The following is a 16,447-nucleotide window of genomic DNA, read 5'->3' on the forward strand; positions in this document are numbered from 1 at the left end:
CGCTTATCATGATGGTTGAAGGGAGAACAAATCATGACCACCATATCAGCCATCTTCGAGGGGGGCGTGTTTCGACCAACCGAGCCGCCGGGGCTGTCCGAGGGGCAGCGAGTCCAACTGACCGTCCTCCCATTCCCGGCGATTGGACCGGAGCGGTTGCCGACCACAGAAGATGTCGAATACGCCCGGCGAGTTAGTGAATGCAAATCGATTGATGAATGGTTCGCCCTGATGGCCACGATGCCGCCGGATGACGGCGGTTATGACATCATTGCCGAGTTAAATGAAGACCGGCGCTGGTCAGGCCGGGAACCATCGCTTCCGGCGGAGGTTCCCGAGCCGTGAGCGATGTGATCGTTCTGGACTCCACTCCGCTCGGAATCCTTGCCCATCCGCGAAACCCGCCACATGCGGCAGCCTGCCGAACGTGGCTTCAAAGCCTCCTGACGGCGGGACGGCGGGTAATCGTCGCCGAAATTGCCGACTATGAAATCAGGCGGTCGCTGATGCGTCTGGCAAGTTTTCAGGCGTTGGCCAACCTTGATGATTTGGGCCGACGGCTTGAATATCTTTCTCTTTCCACGCCAGCGATGCGTCTGGCCGCCGATCTTTGGGCGCAAGCCCGCAACGCCGGTCAACCGACGGCTCCTGACGCCGCCCTCGACGGCGATGTGATTCTGGCGGCCCAAGCGCTGACGCTCGGCGTCCCAGTCATGATTGCCACTGGAAACGCTTCGCACTTGTCTCGCTATGTGCCCGCCGACGAATGGCAAAACATCATTCCTTGAAACGATTTTGCAAGGGTTTTCGATTGGCCGGATTGCCAGATAGTCGAATCCATCCTCTGAAAGCGGCCGGCGAACGCTTGCAAGGCTTGCGGTCGATGACGCCGGGATAATCCGTGAAGCCGCGACGCGAAGTCTTCGCAGCGGAGCGCGCCCCCCAAGTCCGCAATCGCTGACGCCACCCGGTTCGCCAATCGTTGCGTATTGGCGGAAGCATTATCACGGCTACAGTGATTCCATCCGGCACCCCCTCACAGAGACTCCATCATGCTGCCCGAATGGATGGACGACCCCGAAGGGCTGGCGTTACTGCAACGGTGCAAAGAGACGCCGTGGGATGTGGCGCCGAGACTGATTCTGGCGGATTGGATTCAAGACCATGACGAGGAAGAGGCTGCCGAACATTTACGAATCAGTGTCAGTCACCCCGAACTTTTCTTTCCCTTCTCCGAAGCGAGTCAAACCAAACTTCATCCCTTCGCCGGATGTCAAGCGGGCTGGCTGACGATCCGGGATGATTCTGATTTATTCCCGGATTCCCCGTGGTTTTGCTCGCTGCATTTGCAGGGTGATCTTCCTCGCGATCAGAACCGTCGGCTTGATCGCCTGCTGGCAAGCCCGCCTTTTCGCCATTTGACTCTGCTTGTTGTCCGGGGAACGGGGAACCATTGGCAAACCATTTCCGACATCGCCAAATCACCCGGACTTGACGGATTGCGAGGATTGGATTTGCACGGGCTGTCGATCCAAAATGCCGGCGCGGTGTCATTGGCAAACACTCCCCGGCTGGAGCAATTTCAAGTGTTGCGGCTGGGCAACACTGATATCGAAAGCAACGGGGCCCGGACGTTGCTGAGTTCGCCGCATTTACTCGGACTGCGTGCTTTGGATTTATCGTTTAATCCCATTGGCGACCAAGGCTTGGGCTCGCTCGCCAAAAATCCGCGAGCCGCCAGTCTTGAAGAACTCAATGTGAGTTCGGTGGGAATGGGAGCATCGGGTATTCAAGCCATCGGCGGTTCCTCGCATTTGCGCAACCTGCAACGATTGTCATTGGCGAAGAACCAGACAAGCATTCCCGGTGTGATTGTGTTCATCAAAAAGTTGAGACTTCAACGTCTCAAACATTTGAACCTCTCTTACATGAGTCTCACGGACTCGGTCGCCGAGGCCCTTGCCAAATCGTCCGTCCTGCGAAATTTGGTTTCCTTGAATCTGAGCGGTAATTACATCAGCGAAGACGCGGCGAAAGCGTTGCTGGAATCCCCGATTTTCGCCCCCGGAGCGGAGATTGAACTATACAGCCCGTTGATTGGCCGGGAATTCAAGCAAAGTATCCTTCAATCAGAATTGGGGTCGCAATACGACATTGGCTTTTACTGACAATGTCTGACGTTTTGAAACGGCCCCGCCGTGTCACATAAGCAGATCGGCCACCCGGACCAGTGATGTGGGGGCTGCCAGCGGTGAGACGGTGTCGGCCGGACCAAATGTTTGCGAGGAATCGTAGTCACCGGCGAGGGGGTGGCGATAAACCAACAATTGCCGGCCGTTGATGTCCAGCACCCAATATTCGGCAATGCCGCTGCGGGCGTACAAAAGCCGCTTTTCGTTTGTGTCGAAGCCGACCTCGCTCGGCTCAAGATGGATTGTGAATCTCACACCCCTATTCTTTGCCCCGCTTGGCGGTCAAGACCATGAATGGTTTGTCCTTGCTGTCAAAGGATTCCGGGCGGGGCAGTTTCTCGCCTGGCTTTCTGTCTTTGGGAACCAGAGGCATCGCCAGTTTCAGTTCGTTCACCGTCAATTCATAGATGCAGGGCAGCGTCTCTTTTTCACCCCTCAGCATGTCCGCCGCCTTGGGTTTCAGGGTCGTGTTTAGCTCAAGTTTGAGGCCTTTGAACGTCGGGATTTCCATTCCTGCGGCGAACAAGGTCATCTTGCCATCCTTGATGACGATCTTTTCCAATGACCCTTTGCCGGCATCCATTTTCTTGCCCGACATTTCAAAGGCCACGATTTCCCATGTCCCTTCCATTTTTCTCAAATCAGCCTTGCTTTCATCTTCGGCGGCAATGCCCGCCGGGATGATGATGACGGCCACGAAAATGGCGATTACCCGTTTCATCTGATTTTTCCTCGAATTTACCTTGCGAATTTAATCTCAATGACAACTTGGTTCCAGTCTTATCCAAGTGTTTTCGCATAGGACGAAAAAGTCAGGCCAGCCATTCTTTGGCGGCGATGATCGACTGAAAACTCTGAACCGGGGCGTCCTCCAGATCGCACAGGGCGGCGAACATGTTCGCCATCCCGAAATCAACCAGTTTGCCCACCACCACCGCCACTTTGCTGTTTCGCAGGGCCTCAATGGACATATGAAACTCGACAAAAGCCCGGGTCTCCTCCGGCGTGGGCGTGTAATCCAGTGATCGGGCATCGAGCAAGACTCGATACCCGAACTTGAATTCGGGATCGGCCACGACTTGCAACAGGATGCCGCGAATGGCTGCGGCGTCGGCCGGCCCGGAGCCGGTGATGGTGGCCAGCCGATGTTCGGGATCGAAGGTCAATTGGAATGGCATTGGGGCGCCTCGTTCCGGGGCCGTCGTTTGATTTGAAGCGGCCGATCATTGTTTTTGCGATTCAGTCGACGGATGTTGATGTGATAAACCCGCCGACAATCCCGTTCTAACCGACGACCAGACGCCTGTCAAAAACATTCACGAGATTCAGCCGGAGGCCCGTTTCAAAAATAATTTCCACGTTCTTCGTCACACATTCATCACCGGCTGGTAAGGGGAGCATCGACAAGACAATAACCACCAAATCGGAGAATGGTCATGAAAAAGATTCTGCTCAACATCGCGGCGATCATCGTTCTTGGCACGCTGGCCGGCCCGGTGATGGCCCAAAAGGAAGCGGTTCCCGAGAAGTCCCCCGGCGGCTTGAAGGATCTGCTGCCCGAGGCCAAGGCCGCCCCGGCCGCCGACGCGAAGAAGGCCGACACGACCGCTTATGACAAGTTGGGGAAGATGATCGAAAGCTCCAAGACGCTCATGCTCGCCAAGGAACAACGGCCCGGCATTCATACCCTGCGGGTGGGATACAAGGGCAAGTGGCATCTGGATGTGGTGCCGAGCGTCAACAATCAATGGGTCTGGATTGAGTTCCCATGCCTCACGGTGGACGCCAGCCGCATGAAAGACGCCAAGTGGCTCGCGGATTTGATGAACGCCAACCGTCAGGGCGAAATCCCCTGCTTCTCCATTGACCCGGCGACGAACATGCTCGCCCTGCGGATGGCCGTGCCTCTGAAAAGCCTTGAACTGAAAGACTTGGAAGATTTGGTTGACTTGGTCACCGACAAGGCCGATGCCTTCCGCAATCTGTGGGAATTCCCGGCCGCCGGAGACACGGCGAAGAAGTAACGGATCGCGGGTTCAAAGGTGTCCGGTGAAGAGGGCATCGTCGGGGTCGGGAATCGGGCGGCCGATTCTCCCCGGACGATGCCCTCTTCGCTTTTGGCGATTCCGAAAATCATCCCGTCGGCAGGGTCTTCAGTTTCTTTTCCACTTCCACCCGGCGGGCGTCGTTGTTTCGCTTGTGGGCGCCCTGATAGAGCTTCAAGGCGGTTTGCCAGGCTTGTTTGGCCCGGTTCATGTCGTTGAGTTTCGCGCACACATCCCCGAGATGGTCCCACACGGTCGGATCGTCGGCCCCGTCCGGCAGGAGGGCGGCTTTTTCCAACCACGCTTTGGCCTCGACCATCTCGCCGCGACGGAACAACACCCACCCCAGGCTGTCGAGATACGCAGCGTTTTCGCCCTCTTCCGGGGCGTCCTTGCGCATCAGTTGTTCAAGTTCGATGGCTCGGCGGATCAGTTTTTCCGCCTCGTCCAGTTTCACGTTCCGGTCGGCCAGTTGATAGCCAAGGTTGTTGTTCGCCAGCGGGGCGTTTGGGTCCGTCTCCAGAATAAGGCGTAACTGCTCTTCCGATTTGGCGTGGTCGCCTTGATTGGAATAGCAGTTTGAGAGGGCGTAGCGAACCGTGCGGATGGCATCCGGCCGGGGGAATTCCTTCAGCGTTTCCTGACATTCGGCAATCGCCTCCGGGTGACGACCGGCCCGGCTCAGAACCTCGGCCTTGTGGCAGCGGGTGCGCATCTTGGTGTCTTCAGAGCTGAGTTTCACCGCCGCGTCGATTGCCTTCAGGGCTTCCGTGAAATCTCCGAGTTCCGTGTGGGCCGAGGCGAGCGAGCTTTGGAACATCCACAGATTGGTGTTCTTGGCGGGCCGGCGGCCGTTGATGGCCTCGTTGCAGAGTTTGATGATTTCCTCGTGCTTCTTTTCGAGCCGAAGCACTTCCAGCAACCCCGCATACACCTGATATTCCAAATCGAGAGGCACGTTCACCAGCGATTGCCGGAAGTACAGTTCGGCCTTGTCCAGTTGCTTGACGCGGGCGGCCAGTGTGCCGAGGAACACCCATGTCCCGGCCTGGAAGCTCCGCTTCTCGCCCACCCGTTGCAATTCCTCCAGCGACACCGGAAGCAGGGCGGTCACCAAGGCGGGTTCCGTCCGCAGCACGGTGATCATTGCCCTCGCCCGCTCTTGGGCGGCCTCCCGTTCTTCGAGGCGGGCTTCGCCTTCTTTGGAATTGGCGACACGCACGGCATCGTCCAGCAGGTCGAGGACTTTGTTCATCCGGTCTTCGGATTGATACAGCTTGAACAGCGTCCGGTAGATGTCCGGCTTGATTTGCTTTTCGAGCAAGGAGAGGCACATCCGCTCGGCCTCGCGTCGGGTGCGGATGTCTTTGCCGAGTTCCTTCGCCAACAGCAGTTGAACGCCAAGGTGAAACTCCTCGCGGGTGGCGAGTTTGCGAATGGCGGGAACCACATCCCGTTCGCGGCCCAGCTTGCGGAGCAGTTCGGCCTTCTTCTCATAAGGAGGCAATTCGGTGGGAGAGAATTCCAAATAGGCGTCGAGGGCTTCCATCGCCTCGGCCCACTTCTCCTGGGCGGCGGCCATTTCGCAAATGTTCCAGTTGATCCGCCCCGCCAACCGCCGGGCGTCCGGATCGTCCACCTTCATCAACGTGTCGCGGGCGGTGCGGAAGGCCGTGGTCGCGCGAGCATAATTCTTGGTGTGAAGACAACACCGGCCGAGCCGTTCGTGGGCCTTGGCCAGCGTGTTAAGCAAGTCGTCCTTCGTAAACCCGTTGCCGAACAGGAGTTGCTCCCGGTGGGCGGCGATGGTCAGGATGATCCGCTCTTGGGCGTCGGCCCCGGCGGCATAATTTTCGTCTCGCTCGTGCAGGTCGTACAAGTCCGAGAGCATCAGCAACAAGCCTTCGGGCTTGGCCTCGGCTTCTTTGCCCTGACTGGCCCGTTGCAGGACGCTAATGGCCTCCGGAAACTTGCCCGCCCCCCGGAGCAACCGGGCCGTTTGGAAGGAGACGCCCACATCCGTCGGGCGGGAGCGCAAGACTTCCCGGCCGAGCGCGAGGGCTTCGTCTTCTCGACCCAAGGTGATGAACAACGGGATCAGGGTCTTGCGGATTTCCGTCGATTCCGGGTCGGCCGCCAATGCTTTCTCAAGCATCTTGGTGGCTTCGATCATCCGGTCCTGCCGGCGGTGAAGAACGCCAACCCCGTAGAGGGTCCGGGCTTCCCGCAGCAGGTTATCCGCTTTTTGCCGGTCCAGTTCGGCCTGCGAGGGGGTGCCGGGTTCCAGAAAAGCGGGCCGCCCTTCCGGTGTTTGCTGGGCCGAGGTATTCCCGACAACAACCAACAGGGCGACAAACGCCAACCGACGGAACGTGGTCATGAGACATCCCTCCCCGGCAAACGGGCAATCCAGCCGAACCGATCATACCCTTGTCGTTAAATCTTGCCAACCCGGAGATGGAAAGGATGAAGAATGAAGGGAAAGTAACGAAGGAAGGTGTTTTGGGTCGAAGTCTTTGGCCTCTCACTTGGCCGCCAAATCCTCTTTCGATCCAGTGGCCAGATTCATCACCACTTGCTCGGATAGTCCCGCTCGTGGCAGTTCGCCGGCCAGTTTGCCTTCGTGGAGGACCAGCACCCGGTCGCTCATGCCCAGGACTTCTTCGAGGTCGCTGGAGATCATCCACACGGCCACGCCTTCGAGGGCTAGTTGGTCCATCAGGGCGTAAATCTCGCTTCTGGCGCCGACATCCACGCCGCGTGTTGGTTCGTCCAGAATCAGCACGCGGTGCTTGCGGGCCAGCCATTTGCCGAGAACCACTTTTTGCTGGTTCCCCCCGGAGAGCAGGCCGACCACTTGGGAGAGGGAGGGCGTTTTCACCCGCAGGCGTTGGATCAGGTCGAGGCCCGTCGTCCGTTCTTCCCGTGTTTTCACCAACAGGTTGCGGGAGAGCAAATCCATGTTCGGCAAGCTGAAGTTGAAGCCGACGCTTTTTTCCAGCACCAACCCATTGAGTCGGCGATCCTCCGGGGCCATCAACAACCCGGCTTTGACGGCATCTTTCGGATGATGAATCGCAATCGGGTGCCCATCAATCAACACTTCCCCGCCGGTGATGGGGCGCAGGCCGAACAGGGCTTCCGCGAGTTCCGTCCGACCGGCGCCGACGAGGCCGGCCATGCCGACGATTTCGCCGCCGAAGATCTTAAACGATACACCTTCCACCGGGCCGCCCCGATAGCGGACGTTTCGCACTTCCAGCACAGGGACCGGCGTTTTGGTCCGGTTCTCGGTGCGCGGGTAGGCGTGCTTCAAATCGCGGCCGACCATCAGGCGAACCATCGCCCCGTGGGTGATCTCGGCTTTCGCCAGTTCGCCGGAGTTTTTGCCGTCGCGGAACACCGTCACGCGGTCGGCCAACCGCTTGATCTCGGCCATCCGGTGCGTGATGTAGATGATGGCGACGCCGGAGGCCCGCAGGCCGTCGATCACTTCGTAAAGCCGGTCGGTTTCGCGCTGGGTGAGGCTGGAGGTCGGCTCGTCCATGATGATGACGCGGGCCTTCAGCGACAGCGCGCGGGCAATCTCGACGAGTTGCTTTTGCCCCGGCGCCAGCCGGCCGACGGGAACGTGAACCAAGTCGGCCGACAAGCCGACACGGGTGAGAAACTCGCGGGTGATCTCGGCCATCTCGGCGTTTTTCAACAAGCCGCCGAAGGCCAGTTTCTCCCGGCCAAGGAAGATGTTGGCCGCTGCCCCCAAGTTTTCGGCGAGGTTCAATTCTTGATGGATGAGGCTGATGCCGGCGGCCATCGCGTCGTTGACGCCCGCGAATTTGACGGGCTGGCCGTCGAGGAACATCTGCCCGTCGTCCGGTTGGTAAACGCCGGCGAGGATCTTCATCAGGGTGGATTTGCCCGCCCCATTCTCGCCGACAAGGGCGAGGACTTCCCCCGCGTTGACATGCAGGGAGACGGTGTCCAGGGCGACGACGCCGGGGAAGCGTTTGCAAGCCCCGCGTACTTCAAGCAAGGGAGAGGTCATATCGGGGGATTATCGTCTCCCGCTTCGGCAAGTTCATCTGAAAAATGAGGATTTCAGAACGGAAATTGGCTAAAAAATCTCCATGAACAATCATTCGTGGCCTCCGCAATTTGCGGATCACGCGCTGGCCGTCCTCGTCAGCGGCGGGTTGGACAGCGCCGTGATGCTGGCCGAGGCGACCCGGCATTATCCGGCCGTGCATCCACTCTATGTGCGCACGGGGTCCGCGTGGGATGAAATCGAACTGGGCCATCTGCAACGCTTTTTGAAGGCCATCGCCTGTGATGTGTTGAAACCGCTGCATACCTTCCGCTTTCCGGTAGAGGACATTTACGGCCAGCATTGGTCAATCACCGGCAAAGATGTGCCGGACGAAAACAGCCCGGACGAGGCGGTATTTCTCCCCGGCCGTAATTTGATCCTGCTTTCTAAGGCGCTGATCTGGTGCCATCTCCGAGACATCCCGGCGGTGGCGATGGCCCCGCTGGAGGCCAATCCTTTCCCGGATGCCACGCCGGAGTTCTACGCCGAGATGAGCGGCGTGGTTAACCGGGCCGTGGGGGGGAATGTGAGCGTCATCACGCCATATCGGGTCATCAGCAAAGTCGAGGTGATCCGACGCGGCGCCGGTCTGCCGTTGGGGTTCACGTTTTCGTGCATCCGACCCGTGAACGGCGCCCACTGCGGCCACTGCAACAAATGTGCCGAACGCCAGCACGCCTTTGCCGAGGCCGGCGTAAATGACCCGACAGAATATGCGTCGAAATAAAACCGGCGCTGCGGCGAATACTGAATAACGCCAAGTCTTGAGTTCATGTCTTTTCGTCGCCCGAAGGAAGAGGGAGTTGCCAATGTCATCTGATTTTCGTCCCCGTGTCTATCCCGCCGTTCTGATTCTGGCAATGATCGTCTTCGCGTCGTTTGTTCCGGCGTTGATTGCCCCTCGTGAGCAACTGCATTTCATGGGGATGTTCGGCGGCTGGGTGCTGTCCATTCTGGCGACGTGTCTTTGGTGGGTGACGTTTAGCAAAGTCCGGGGGCCGATGCGCTGGATACCGCCGCTCTTGTTCATCGGCGACGTGGCGGCCGCCATCGCGCTGTACCCGAACTTTAGTCTTGGGATGAATGTTGTCATTTCGATGATCTTCGCCACCACGCTGTGGCTGCTGGCGGCCTCCCTCACGCGGCCGTTGGGATGGCCCGTCACCCGCTGGGCGGTCCCGGTCGCTCTGCTGGTGGCCGTGGCGGCGACGTGGGCCGTGCGGATCGACGGCGCCAGTGCCGACCTGTCCCCGGAACTTTCGTGGCGTTGGTCCAAGACTTCCGAGCAACTGGCAATGGCCGAACGCTCTTCATCGGGCGAAGCGGTGACGATTGACACGCTGAAAATCACCCCGGCCGACTGGGCGCAATTTCGGGGGCCGACGCAGGATAGCCGCGTGACCGGCACGAAGATTCGCACTGATTGGGACAAGACGCCGCCGAAAGAAGTGTGGAAAAAGCGTATCGGGCCGGGTTGGGGATCGTTCACCGTGGTCGGTGATTATCTCTTCACCCAAGAGCAACGCGGCGACAACGAGGCCATCGTCTGCCTCAAAGCCGACACGGGAACGGAAGCTTGGTCTTACGAAACGCCGGGCCGATTCGCGGAGGCCATCTCCGGGGCCGGGCCTCGGGCGACCCCCACGGTGGCCGACAACAGCGTGTTCGCCTTCGGGGCCACGGGCAAATTAACCCGGCTCGATGTCCGTGACGGCCGGAAAATCTGGGAAGTGGAAGTGCCCGCCGTCACTGAGACGACCCCGCCGCCGGCTTTCTGGGGATATGCCAGTTCGCCATACGTCGCCGAGGGCTTGGTCGTCGTCTTCACCAACGGCGGCGCGACCGGCAAGGGGACGGCCGCCTTCCATGTGAATGATGGCACCCTCGCGTGGGCCGCCGGCAAAGGGACGCACGGCTACTGCACCGCCCATCGGGCCACACTGGCGGGGGTCGATCAACTGTTGATGGTGAGCGACTTCGGCCTCGAATCCTTTGAACTCAAGACTGGCAAAGTCCTGTGGGCGTATTCTTGGAAAACACCCGCCAATCGTTCCACGCAACCAATCTTTTTGGGCAACGATGAATTGCTCCTCGGCACCGGCTACGGCGTCGGCACCCGGCGGTTGAAAATCACCAAATCCGGTGATGATTGGAACATCGCCTCCGTCTGGGAATCACGCCAGTTGAAGCCGTATTACAACGACGCGGTCATTCACAACAATCTGGTCTTCGGCTTCGACGACAAGGCATTCGTCTGCATCGACCCGGCCAACGGCCGCCGCAAATGGAACGCCGGCACCAGATACGGCTTTGGCCAGGTGTTGGCGCTCCCGGAGCAAAACCTCCTGCTGGTGATGGCCGAAAACGGCGCCGTGGCGCTGGTCGTACCCACGGGGGATGATTACGTCGAGCAAACGAGCTTCAAGGCCCTCGCCAAAAAGACTTGGAACCACCCGGTGGTGAATCGCGGCCGGTTGTATGTCCGCAACTCGGAGGAAATGGCTTGTTATGATTTGACGGTGGCGAAGTGATGAGGGGGGGATTCGACTGGAAATCGCATTGCCCTCGTTTGCTTTGGGGTTGCGTTTTTTGGGTTTCAAAAGATTGTTCTTGGCGAGCCGAGCTCCGTGAGGAGCCGGGTAGCTTCCGGTAGTCGAACCGCCTCCCCTTTACTCAGCCAGACTCAAACCCGTGGCTGATGCGTCTTCCCTGCCGGAAGCAACCCGGCAGCTTACGCTGCTCGGCTCGCCAATACCAATCTTTTGAAACCTAACAAAGCGAAACCCCAAAAACACGCCAGCGCGAGTTGCGAGACAGGTTGCTGATGTCATCCGGCACGCCATCAAACCCGAATCCCCGAGATCATTAACACGAACCCGGCGATGACGATGACAACCCCGGCCGAAACGAGGCCGAGAATGGCGCCCGGCAGGATCATCCACCAAGTGGCCTTTCGGATGCCGAAGAAACTGGCCACGGCCAACACACCCCCGGCGAGACTGGCGAGAACCGTCAGCGCGACGGCTCCTTGAAGCTTGTCTTGCTCGTTTCGCTTGGCCTCCGCAAACGCGGCCCGGTCATGTTGTGGAAGCTGTTGATTCACCGCCTGTTTCTCGTCGGCCATCTGGCTGAGTTGCATTAAGAACAGCAGCAAGGTCAAGCCGGACACGGCCGGGCTGAGCCACGCCAGAAGAACAAACACAATCGTCGCGCGCTGCGAGAGGGCTTGGGAGGGCATGACGTCCTTCATCGTTGAAAACAATATCGGGCGGCCACGCCGGCCCGGCGTTCAAATGTCTTCAAGGAATTGGCGGCGCGGCATTGATCAAGCGGCTTCCTCTTCCTCATCCGCCCGGCTCATGATCGTTTTCCACCAACCCTTGAGCGTCAGGCCGGTTTCGCCCCGGAAGAGGACGTTTTCTCTTCTAAATTGCCAGGAGGCCCAGGCAAGGGCGATGCCGACGCAGGCAAGCAGGGAGCCGACGCCGAGGAACCAACTGAGGGCGGACACCGGTTCCCCGGAGACGGCGAGGAGGTTTTGCAGGATCATCGAGAGGCCGGAGATCGGGATGGCGCTCAGGGCGGGGGTTAGCTTCACGCCGGGGGTCATCGCGTAGAGGCTCAGCGGCAGCGTGAACAGCATGATGGGTAACAGGTAATATTGTCCCTCTTTGGTCGAGCGGGCGAACGCCCCCAGGCCGATGGAGAGCGAGCTAAACAGAGCCGCCAGCGGGATGGCCAGAATCACCGCCCACGCCAAGCCACCCAAGAGGATGATCGGACCGGCGAGGAACTGGCCGATGGTGACTGCCCCGGCGGTCATCCACATCAGGTTCCACAGCGACGAGCCATAGCTAAACGCAAACACGGCCAGAAATTTCCCGGCCACAATTGCCTGTCGGCTGGCGGGACAGACGAGCAGCGTCTCCATGGTGCCGCGTTCTTTTTCACCGGCCGTCAGGTCGATGGCGGGATGCACGGCCCCGGCCATTGTCCACATCACCAGAAGGAACGGCAGGAACTTGATCATCACGTCCCGCAGTTCGTCGGCGGCTTTCACATCGGAGCTTTTGCCCGCGTCCGGCGTGGTGATCTTGAGCGGTTGGTCGAAGTCGAGCGGCAGCCCTTTGCGGGCGAATCGCACCGTCCGCACGTCGTCGGACCAACTGCCGAGAATGTCTTCCACCCGTTTGACGGCCAGTTTGGATGTCTCGTCGCCGTCGCGGCCCAACACGCGGATTTCTGGTTGTTTGCCTTCGTCCAAATCCTTCAACACATTCGGCGGGATGATGATGGCCGCGTCGATGCGTCTGGCCTGCAAGGCTTCCTCGGGCGGCTCTTCCAGCAGCACCACTTTCAAAACAGTCTGGCCCGCTTTGCGCGAGACGTACCGGGTGCGGAATTGGCCCTCTTCCGTCAGAATCGCCGGGTCGTCCAACCGGCGGTCGGCCTCGGCGATGTACGTTCCGCCGACGACGAAAGCCTCCGGGTGGAATTTCACCTTCGGCAGTTGCCCGGCCCCTTGGATGCCGATGATCGTTTTTTGATCCATCAACGAGGCGGCGAAACCCAATCCCACGACGATGAAGGCGGGATACAGGAGCGCCGGAAGGAGCAGCACGATCATCAACGTCCGGCGGTCCCGCAACAAGTCGCGGATCTCACGCCGGGCGATCAGAAGGACGACATTGGCCATTTTTGTCAGACTCCGGCGCCCACCAACCAGACTCTGAAAAAGTAGGTCAGGCTTTCTAGCCTGACGAGCCTGTCAGGCTAGAAAGCCTGACCTACTTTTCAGCAGCCCAAGCCCGGCGCCACTCAAGCAGAAAGGTTTTGGATCAACTCACGGGTGATCGTTTCCGTGTTGCCGTCGCCGCCGAGGTCGCGGGTGAGGCCGATGCCCTTTTGCAAGGTCGTCCGCACGCTGGCCTCGATGCGGGCGGCGGCATCCCGTTCGCCGACATGGTCAAGCATCATGGCCCCGGAACGCAGGCAGGCAATCGGGTTGGCCAGCCCCTTCCCGGCGATGTCCGGCGCGCTGCCGTGGACGGCCTCGAAGACCGCGTATCTGGCCCCGAGGTTTGCCCCCGGCACCACGCCTAGCCCGCCGACGAGGCCGGCGCACAGGTCGCTGATGACATCGCCGAAAAGATTTTCCATCACCAGCACATCGAACTTCGTCGGGTCTTGGACGATCTCCAGACAGACGTTGTCGATGAGCATTTCGTTGAAGTCGATGAACGGGAATTCGTCGGCCACTTCACGGGCGCACTTCAAAAACAGCCCGTCGCTCATCCGCATCACATCGGCCTTGTGGCAGAAGGTGACGCGGTGCCGGCCTTGGTTGCGGGAGAGTTCAAAGGCATACCGCACAATCCGCTCGGCGGCCGCGCGGGTGATGACCCGCAAACTCTCGATCACGCCGGGAATCACCTGATGCTCCAACCCGGCGTACAGGCCCTCGGTGTTCTCGCGGACGACGATCAGGTCCACATCCTCGAAGGGGGTCTTCACCCCTTCCAAGGTTTTCACAGGCCGCACGCTGGCGAACAGATCAAGGCTTTGCCGCAGCTTGACGTTGATGCTTCGGTAGCCCTTGCCCACCGGCGTGGTGCATGGCCCCTTGAGGGCGACGCGATGCTTGCGAATGAGATCGAGCGTCGATTCCGGCAACGGATCGCCATACTGGGCGGCGGCATCCAGCCCGGCCGGGCCGATGATCCAGTCGATCTTCACGCCCGAGGCCGCGACGACTTTTTTCACCGCATCCGTGACTTCCGGCCCGATCCCGTCACCGGGGATCAACACAATCTGCATGATGTCAGCCCTCCTTGGGAATCATGATAGGGGAAGCGCAAAAATGGCGAAACGATGCCCGCCGTCCTCCTGCCGCCGGGGCCGCAAGAATGAGGGAGCGATGAGAGTCTTGTAACGATAAGACAGTGGTCATGGCGTGCCCCGATTCGGTGGGTTACAATCGGCTTCTCAAACTCAACGAGGTTCTCTCATGCGAATGCCACCGACCCGTGTTGTGTTGATGATGGCCCTGTTCGCCTTCGTTCCCGCCGCCAGCGCGGACGGCCCCAAGCCGACCGCCCCGCCGCCGCCGATGAAGCCCCAGCGGGTCATTTTTCCCATCCAGAACAACGACGCGGCGTCGCTGGCGGAAATGGCGGGCAAGTTGTTCAAGGGCGATGTGGAAATTCTCGCCTCTCCGTCCGGCAATTCCCTCGTTTTGAGCGGCCCGCCGGCTTCCGTTGACGAGGCGCTGAAAATGATCGAAATCCTGGACCGCTCGCCGAGGTCCGTGGAGGTGGAGATCATCCTGGCCGAAGTGCCGAAGCGGGAGGGGGCCGAGTTGACCCCGGCCGAAATCGCCAAGGCCGCCGACTTGGTGAAAGCCGGCAGCGGGCAGCGAGTCACCCTCACCGCCATCGAAGGCCACCCTGTCAGCAGCACCACGGGCGGGAACAAGCCCGTCGTCACCAGCATGACCGGCGGCGGGTTCGACGGCGGCCCCGGTGGCGGCGGCCCCGGCGCGCGAGGCGCCGCGCCAGTGCGAAAATCGATCACCTATCATTCGATTGGCACCACCATTCAAGTGACCGCCCGTGTGGTGACGAACGACGCCATCACCCTTGATCTCAGCGTGCAAGACACCAAACTCCGGCCCGCCGACTCCGGCGACGAAGCCTCCACCGGAGGGATGGACACCATCAGCCTCGCCACGAAACTGAACATCCAACCGGGCAAAACCGTCGTCGCCCGAGCCGTGCGGGTGGAGGGGAAAGCCGGCGCCACCGTCTCGGTAATCATCGTCAGCGCCAAGGTGATCGGTTCGACGGGCAAGGGGAAGCAAGTGGAGTAATCAGCGGTTTCGACCGGGGTGGAAGGATGTCAACTCGGAGAACTTCCCCCTTTTGTCACGGCCGCCAAACGATAGGTTCCCTTGGTCCGCCCCTGCGCCCGTAACCACACATCCTTCGGATCCGGCGAGTATTCGCGGAAGCAATCCAGCTCGGCCGGGACATCCCGCTTGAGATCATCCCCGTCAAGGACAATCCGTACCGCCGCCAGCCGCCCCGGCTGGACGTTTACGACAGCCGGCATCGTCACGCTCTGGGCGAAGATTGGCGAGGCGAAGAGCAAGGCTGCCAACAGGATCAATCGATTCATCGGGATTCCTCATGCGGGAGGAACCGAGGATAGGTGTTACACCGAGGGGGAATTTGGAGTGCGGGATGAAAGCCGTTTTGTGAGGGCAGAAAAACATCCCAGAATGGCTTTGATGTGAAGGCTGACCGGCTGGGTTGTGACCCTCTGGCGATATGGCCAAGCCGCCGAGAGATGATCAGAATGGATGGGATTGGTTCTGGCCGCCTCATGCCGGGCAAATCGGGGACATCAATGGACGTGATCGCGGAACAACGGCTTGATCTTCTATACCCGGACGGGGAACTGGTCCCTGTTCACATTCGCATTGGCCGTCCGCAACCACACCCGGACGGCAAAGGGGACTGGGGCTGTCTGGCCGAGGCGACCGGGTTGCGAATTTGGGACGGGCCGCAGGAATTCTTCGGGGAGGGATCGCTTCAGGCGTTGATGCTCACGGCCAGATTTCTGCACAGCATGTTGTTGGCCGAGATCGAACGGGGGGCGGCCATGCCGGTCTGGCCCGATGGTTCGGAGATGGGTTTGAACACCATCTTCGGCTTTCCTCATCGAACGGCAGGCTCTCAATGAGGCACCGGGGCAAACGCATCAGTATTTGATGATGCGTTTGCCCCGGCGAGGCCAGAGGCGCAACTTTCGAAGTTGCGCTTTTGGGTTTTCAAAGGCTGGTCTTGTTCTTGGCGAGCCGAGCGGCGTGAGCCGCCGGGTGGCTTCCGGCAAGGAAGGGGCTTCTGCCACGGGTTTGAGTTCGGCTGAGTAAAGGGGAGGCGGCTCGACCACAGCAAGCCACCCGGCGGCTCACGCCGCTCGGCTCGCCAAGAACAAGGTCGCTTCGCTCCGAAATCACTTCAATCGCCGACTGTTGAGCCGGGCTTTCGCCGGGTTCCCTTTTTCTTTTAGGGTGTCCAATGTGTAAACTTTTTGACACCGGCTGGCCGGTCATCCGGGGG

Annotated in this window: 17 protein-coding genes; 8 read left to right on the plus strand and 9 right to left on the minus strand. The window is 59.9% G+C overall.

Annotation, left to right across the window (positions count from 1 at the left end; translation table 11 throughout):
- The first annotated feature begins 33 nt into the window (after window positions 1-33).
- The 3 genes from BGIM_RS52550 to BGIM_RS0126630 all read left to right on the plus strand — a co-directional run bounded on the left by BGIM_RS52550 (window position 34) and on the right by BGIM_RS0126630 (window position 2,168).
- A complete protein-coding gene (locus tag BGIM_RS52550; RefSeq protein ID WP_020472753.1) occupies window positions 34-345 on the plus strand; it encodes an antitoxin family protein in 312 nt (103 codons plus the stop codon).
- Window positions 342-788 carry a PIN domain-containing protein gene (locus BGIM_RS0126625; RefSeq protein WP_020472754.1) on the plus strand — a complete coding sequence of 149 codons (447 nt, stop codon included), beginning with the start codon at window positions 342-344 and terminating at the stop codon, window positions 786-788. The genes BGIM_RS52550 and BGIM_RS0126625 overlap by 4 nt, the downstream gene beginning before the upstream one ends.
- Before the next feature lie 264 nt (window positions 789-1,052).
- Window positions 1,053-2,168 carry a TIGR02996 domain-containing protein gene (locus BGIM_RS0126630; protein WP_020472755.1) on the plus strand — a complete coding sequence of 372 codons (1,116 nt, stop codon included), beginning with the start codon at window positions 1,053-1,055 and terminating at the stop codon, window positions 2,166-2,168.
- 33 nt (window positions 2,169-2,201) lie between these two features.
- Here BGIM_RS0126630 and BGIM_RS52555 read toward each other — a convergent pair whose 3' ends face one another.
- The 3 genes from BGIM_RS52555 to BGIM_RS0126645 all read right to left on the minus strand — a co-directional run bounded on the left by BGIM_RS52555 (window position 2,202) and on the right by BGIM_RS0126645 (window position 3,370).
- Entirely contained in the window at window positions 2,202-2,447 is a 246-nt protein-coding gene (locus BGIM_RS52555) for a Uma2 family endonuclease (protein WP_020472756.1), read from the minus strand.
- Between the two features lie 4 nt (window positions 2,448-2,451).
- A complete protein-coding gene (locus tag BGIM_RS0126640) occupies window positions 2,452-2,913 on the minus strand; it encodes a TIGR03067 domain-containing protein (RefSeq protein WP_020472757.1) in 462 nt (153 codons plus the stop codon).
- 91 nt (window positions 2,914-3,004) lie between these two features.
- Window positions 3,005-3,370 carry a hypothetical protein gene (locus BGIM_RS0126645; RefSeq protein WP_020472758.1) on the minus strand — a complete coding sequence of 122 codons (366 nt, stop codon included), beginning with the start codon at window positions 3,368-3,370 and terminating at the stop codon, window positions 3,005-3,007.
- 258 nt (window positions 3,371-3,628) lie between these two features.
- Between BGIM_RS0126645 and BGIM_RS0126660 the strand changes: the two genes are divergently transcribed.
- Window positions 3,629-4,216 carry a CesT family type III secretion system chaperone gene (locus tag BGIM_RS0126660; protein ID WP_020472760.1) on the plus strand — a complete coding sequence of 196 codons (588 nt, stop codon included), beginning with the start codon at window positions 3,629-3,631 and terminating at the stop codon, window positions 4,214-4,216.
- 109 nt (window positions 4,217-4,325) lie between these two features.
- Here the strand turns inward: BGIM_RS0126660 and BGIM_RS0126665 are convergent, their stop codons facing one another.
- Together BGIM_RS0126665 and BGIM_RS0126670 are read right to left on the minus strand one after the other, a co-directional pair.
- Window positions 4,326-6,617 (minus strand): tetratricopeptide repeat protein, encoded by a 2,292-nt coding sequence (locus BGIM_RS0126665; RefSeq protein WP_020472761.1) that lies wholly within the window; start codon window positions 6,615-6,617, stop codon window positions 4,326-4,328.
- A gap of 144 nt (window positions 6,618-6,761) precedes the next feature.
- The gene (locus tag BGIM_RS0126670; protein ID WP_020472762.1) at window positions 6,762-8,282 is read right to left on the minus strand and encodes a sugar ABC transporter ATP-binding protein; all 1,521 of its coding nucleotides are present in this window, start codon (window positions 8,280-8,282) and stop codon (window positions 6,762-6,764) included.
- An 82-nt stretch (window positions 8,283-8,364) separates the two neighbouring features.
- On the opposite strand from BGIM_RS0126670, the gene BGIM_RS0126675 reads away from it, so the two are divergent.
- Together BGIM_RS0126675 and BGIM_RS0126680 are read left to right on the plus strand one after the other, a co-directional pair.
- The gene (locus BGIM_RS0126675) at window positions 8,365-9,051 is read left to right on the plus strand and encodes a 7-cyano-7-deazaguanine synthase (protein WP_020472763.1); all 687 of its coding nucleotides are present in this window, start codon (window positions 8,365-8,367) and stop codon (window positions 9,049-9,051) included.
- Window positions 9,052-9,133: 82 nt separating this feature from the next.
- Entirely contained in the window at window positions 9,134-10,855 is a 1,722-nt protein-coding gene (locus tag BGIM_RS0126680) for an outer membrane protein assembly factor BamB family protein (RefSeq protein ID WP_020472764.1), read from the plus strand.
- 311 nt (window positions 10,856-11,166) lie between these two features.
- On the opposite strand, the gene BGIM_RS0126685 is transcribed toward BGIM_RS0126680, so the two are convergent.
- The 3 genes from BGIM_RS0126685 to BGIM_RS0126695 all read right to left on the minus strand — a co-directional run bounded on the left by BGIM_RS0126685 (window position 11,167) and on the right by BGIM_RS0126695 (window position 14,141).
- Window positions 11,167-11,562, minus strand: a complete 396-nt coding sequence (locus BGIM_RS0126685) for a hypothetical protein (RefSeq protein WP_157369442.1) — start codon at window positions 11,560-11,562, stop codon at window positions 11,167-11,169.
- A gap of 87 nt (window positions 11,563-11,649) precedes the next feature.
- A complete protein-coding gene (locus tag BGIM_RS58330) occupies window positions 11,650-13,020 on the minus strand; it encodes an ABC transporter permease subunit (RefSeq protein ID WP_020472767.1) in 1,371 nt (456 codons plus the stop codon).
- A 122-nt stretch (window positions 13,021-13,142) separates the two neighbouring features.
- Window positions 13,143-14,141 (minus strand): isocitrate/isopropylmalate dehydrogenase family protein, encoded by a 999-nt coding sequence (locus tag BGIM_RS0126695; RefSeq protein ID WP_020472768.1) that lies wholly within the window; start codon window positions 14,139-14,141, stop codon window positions 13,143-13,145.
- A 190-nt stretch (window positions 14,142-14,331) separates the two neighbouring features.
- Between BGIM_RS0126695 and BGIM_RS0126700 the strand changes: the two genes are divergently transcribed.
- Window positions 14,332-15,192, plus strand: coding sequence for a secretin N-terminal domain-containing protein (locus BGIM_RS0126700; protein WP_020472769.1), 861 nt, complete (start codon window positions 14,332-14,334; stop codon window positions 15,190-15,192).
- Between the two features lie 29 nt (window positions 15,193-15,221).
- On the opposite strand, the gene BGIM_RS0126705 is transcribed toward BGIM_RS0126700, so the two are convergent.
- Window positions 15,222-15,500: a hypothetical protein gene (locus tag BGIM_RS0126705; protein ID WP_020472770.1), complete on the minus strand. Its 279-nt coding sequence runs from the start codon at window positions 15,498-15,500 to the stop codon at window positions 15,222-15,224.
- Between the two features lie 231 nt (window positions 15,501-15,731).
- Here BGIM_RS0126705 and BGIM_RS0126710 point away from each other — a divergent pair, with 231 nt between their 5' ends.
- Window positions 15,732-16,067 (plus strand): hypothetical protein, encoded by a 336-nt coding sequence (locus BGIM_RS0126710; protein WP_157369443.1) that lies wholly within the window; start codon window positions 15,732-15,734, stop codon window positions 16,065-16,067.
- Window positions 16,068-16,447: the final 380 nt, after the last annotated feature.

This window comes from Zavarzinella formosa DSM 19928 (assembly GCF_000255705.1).
Classification (GTDB): Bacteria; Planctomycetota; Planctomycetia; order Gemmatales; family Gemmataceae; genus Zavarzinella; species Zavarzinella formosa.

What these genes read in the sequence shown, in the direction of transcription:
- BGIM_RS52550 (WP_020472753.1), top strand. Translation starts at nt 34, where the DNA reads ATGACCACCATATCAGCCATCTTCGAGGGGGGCGTGTTTCGACCAACC.
- BGIM_RS0126630 (WP_020472755.1), top strand. Translation starts at nt 1,053, where the DNA reads ATGCTGCCCGAATGGATGGACGACCCCGAAGGGCTGGCGTTACTGCAA.
- BGIM_RS0126640 (WP_020472757.1), bottom strand. Translation starts at nt 2,913, where the DNA reads ATGAAACGGGTAATCGCCATTTTCGTGGCCGTCATCATCATCCCGGCG.
- BGIM_RS0126645 (WP_020472758.1), bottom strand. Translation starts at nt 3,370, where the DNA reads ATGCCATTCCAATTGACCTTCGATCCCGAACATCGGCTGGCCACCATC.
- BGIM_RS0126660 (WP_020472760.1), top strand. Translation starts at nt 3,629, where the DNA reads ATGAAAAAGATTCTGCTCAACATCGCGGCGATCATCGTTCTTGGCACG.
- BGIM_RS0126665 (WP_020472761.1), bottom strand. Translation starts at nt 6,617, where the DNA reads ATGACCACGTTCCGTCGGTTGGCGTTTGTCGCCCTGTTGGTTGTTGTC.
- BGIM_RS0126670 (WP_020472762.1), bottom strand. Translation starts at nt 8,282, where the DNA reads ATGACCTCTCCCTTGCTTGAAGTACGCGGGGCTTGCAAACGCTTCCCC.
- BGIM_RS0126675 (WP_020472763.1), top strand. Translation starts at nt 8,365, where the DNA reads ATGAACAATCATTCGTGGCCTCCGCAATTTGCGGATCACGCGCTGGCC.
- BGIM_RS0126680 (WP_020472764.1), top strand. Translation starts at nt 9,134, where the DNA reads ATGTCATCTGATTTTCGTCCCCGTGTCTATCCCGCCGTTCTGATTCTG.
- BGIM_RS0126685 (WP_157369442.1), bottom strand. Translation starts at nt 11,562, where the DNA reads ATGCCCTCCCAAGCCCTCTCGCAGCGCGCGACGATTGTGTTTGTTCTT.
- BGIM_RS58330 (WP_020472767.1), bottom strand. Translation starts at nt 13,020, where the DNA reads ATGGCCAATGTCGTCCTTCTGATCGCCCGGCGTGAGATCCGCGACTTG.
- BGIM_RS0126695 (WP_020472768.1), bottom strand. Translation starts at nt 14,141, where the DNA reads ATGCAGATTGTGTTGATCCCCGGTGACGGGATCGGGCCGGAAGTCACG.
- BGIM_RS0126700 (WP_020472769.1), top strand. Translation starts at nt 14,332, where the DNA reads ATGCGAATGCCACCGACCCGTGTTGTGTTGATGATGGCCCTGTTCGCC.
- BGIM_RS0126705 (WP_020472770.1), bottom strand. Translation starts at nt 15,500, where the DNA reads ATGAATCGATTGATCCTGTTGGCAGCCTTGCTCTTCGCCTCGCCAATC.
- BGIM_RS0126710 (WP_157369443.1), top strand. Translation starts at nt 15,732, where the DNA reads ATGGACGTGATCGCGGAACAACGGCTTGATCTTCTATACCCGGACGGG.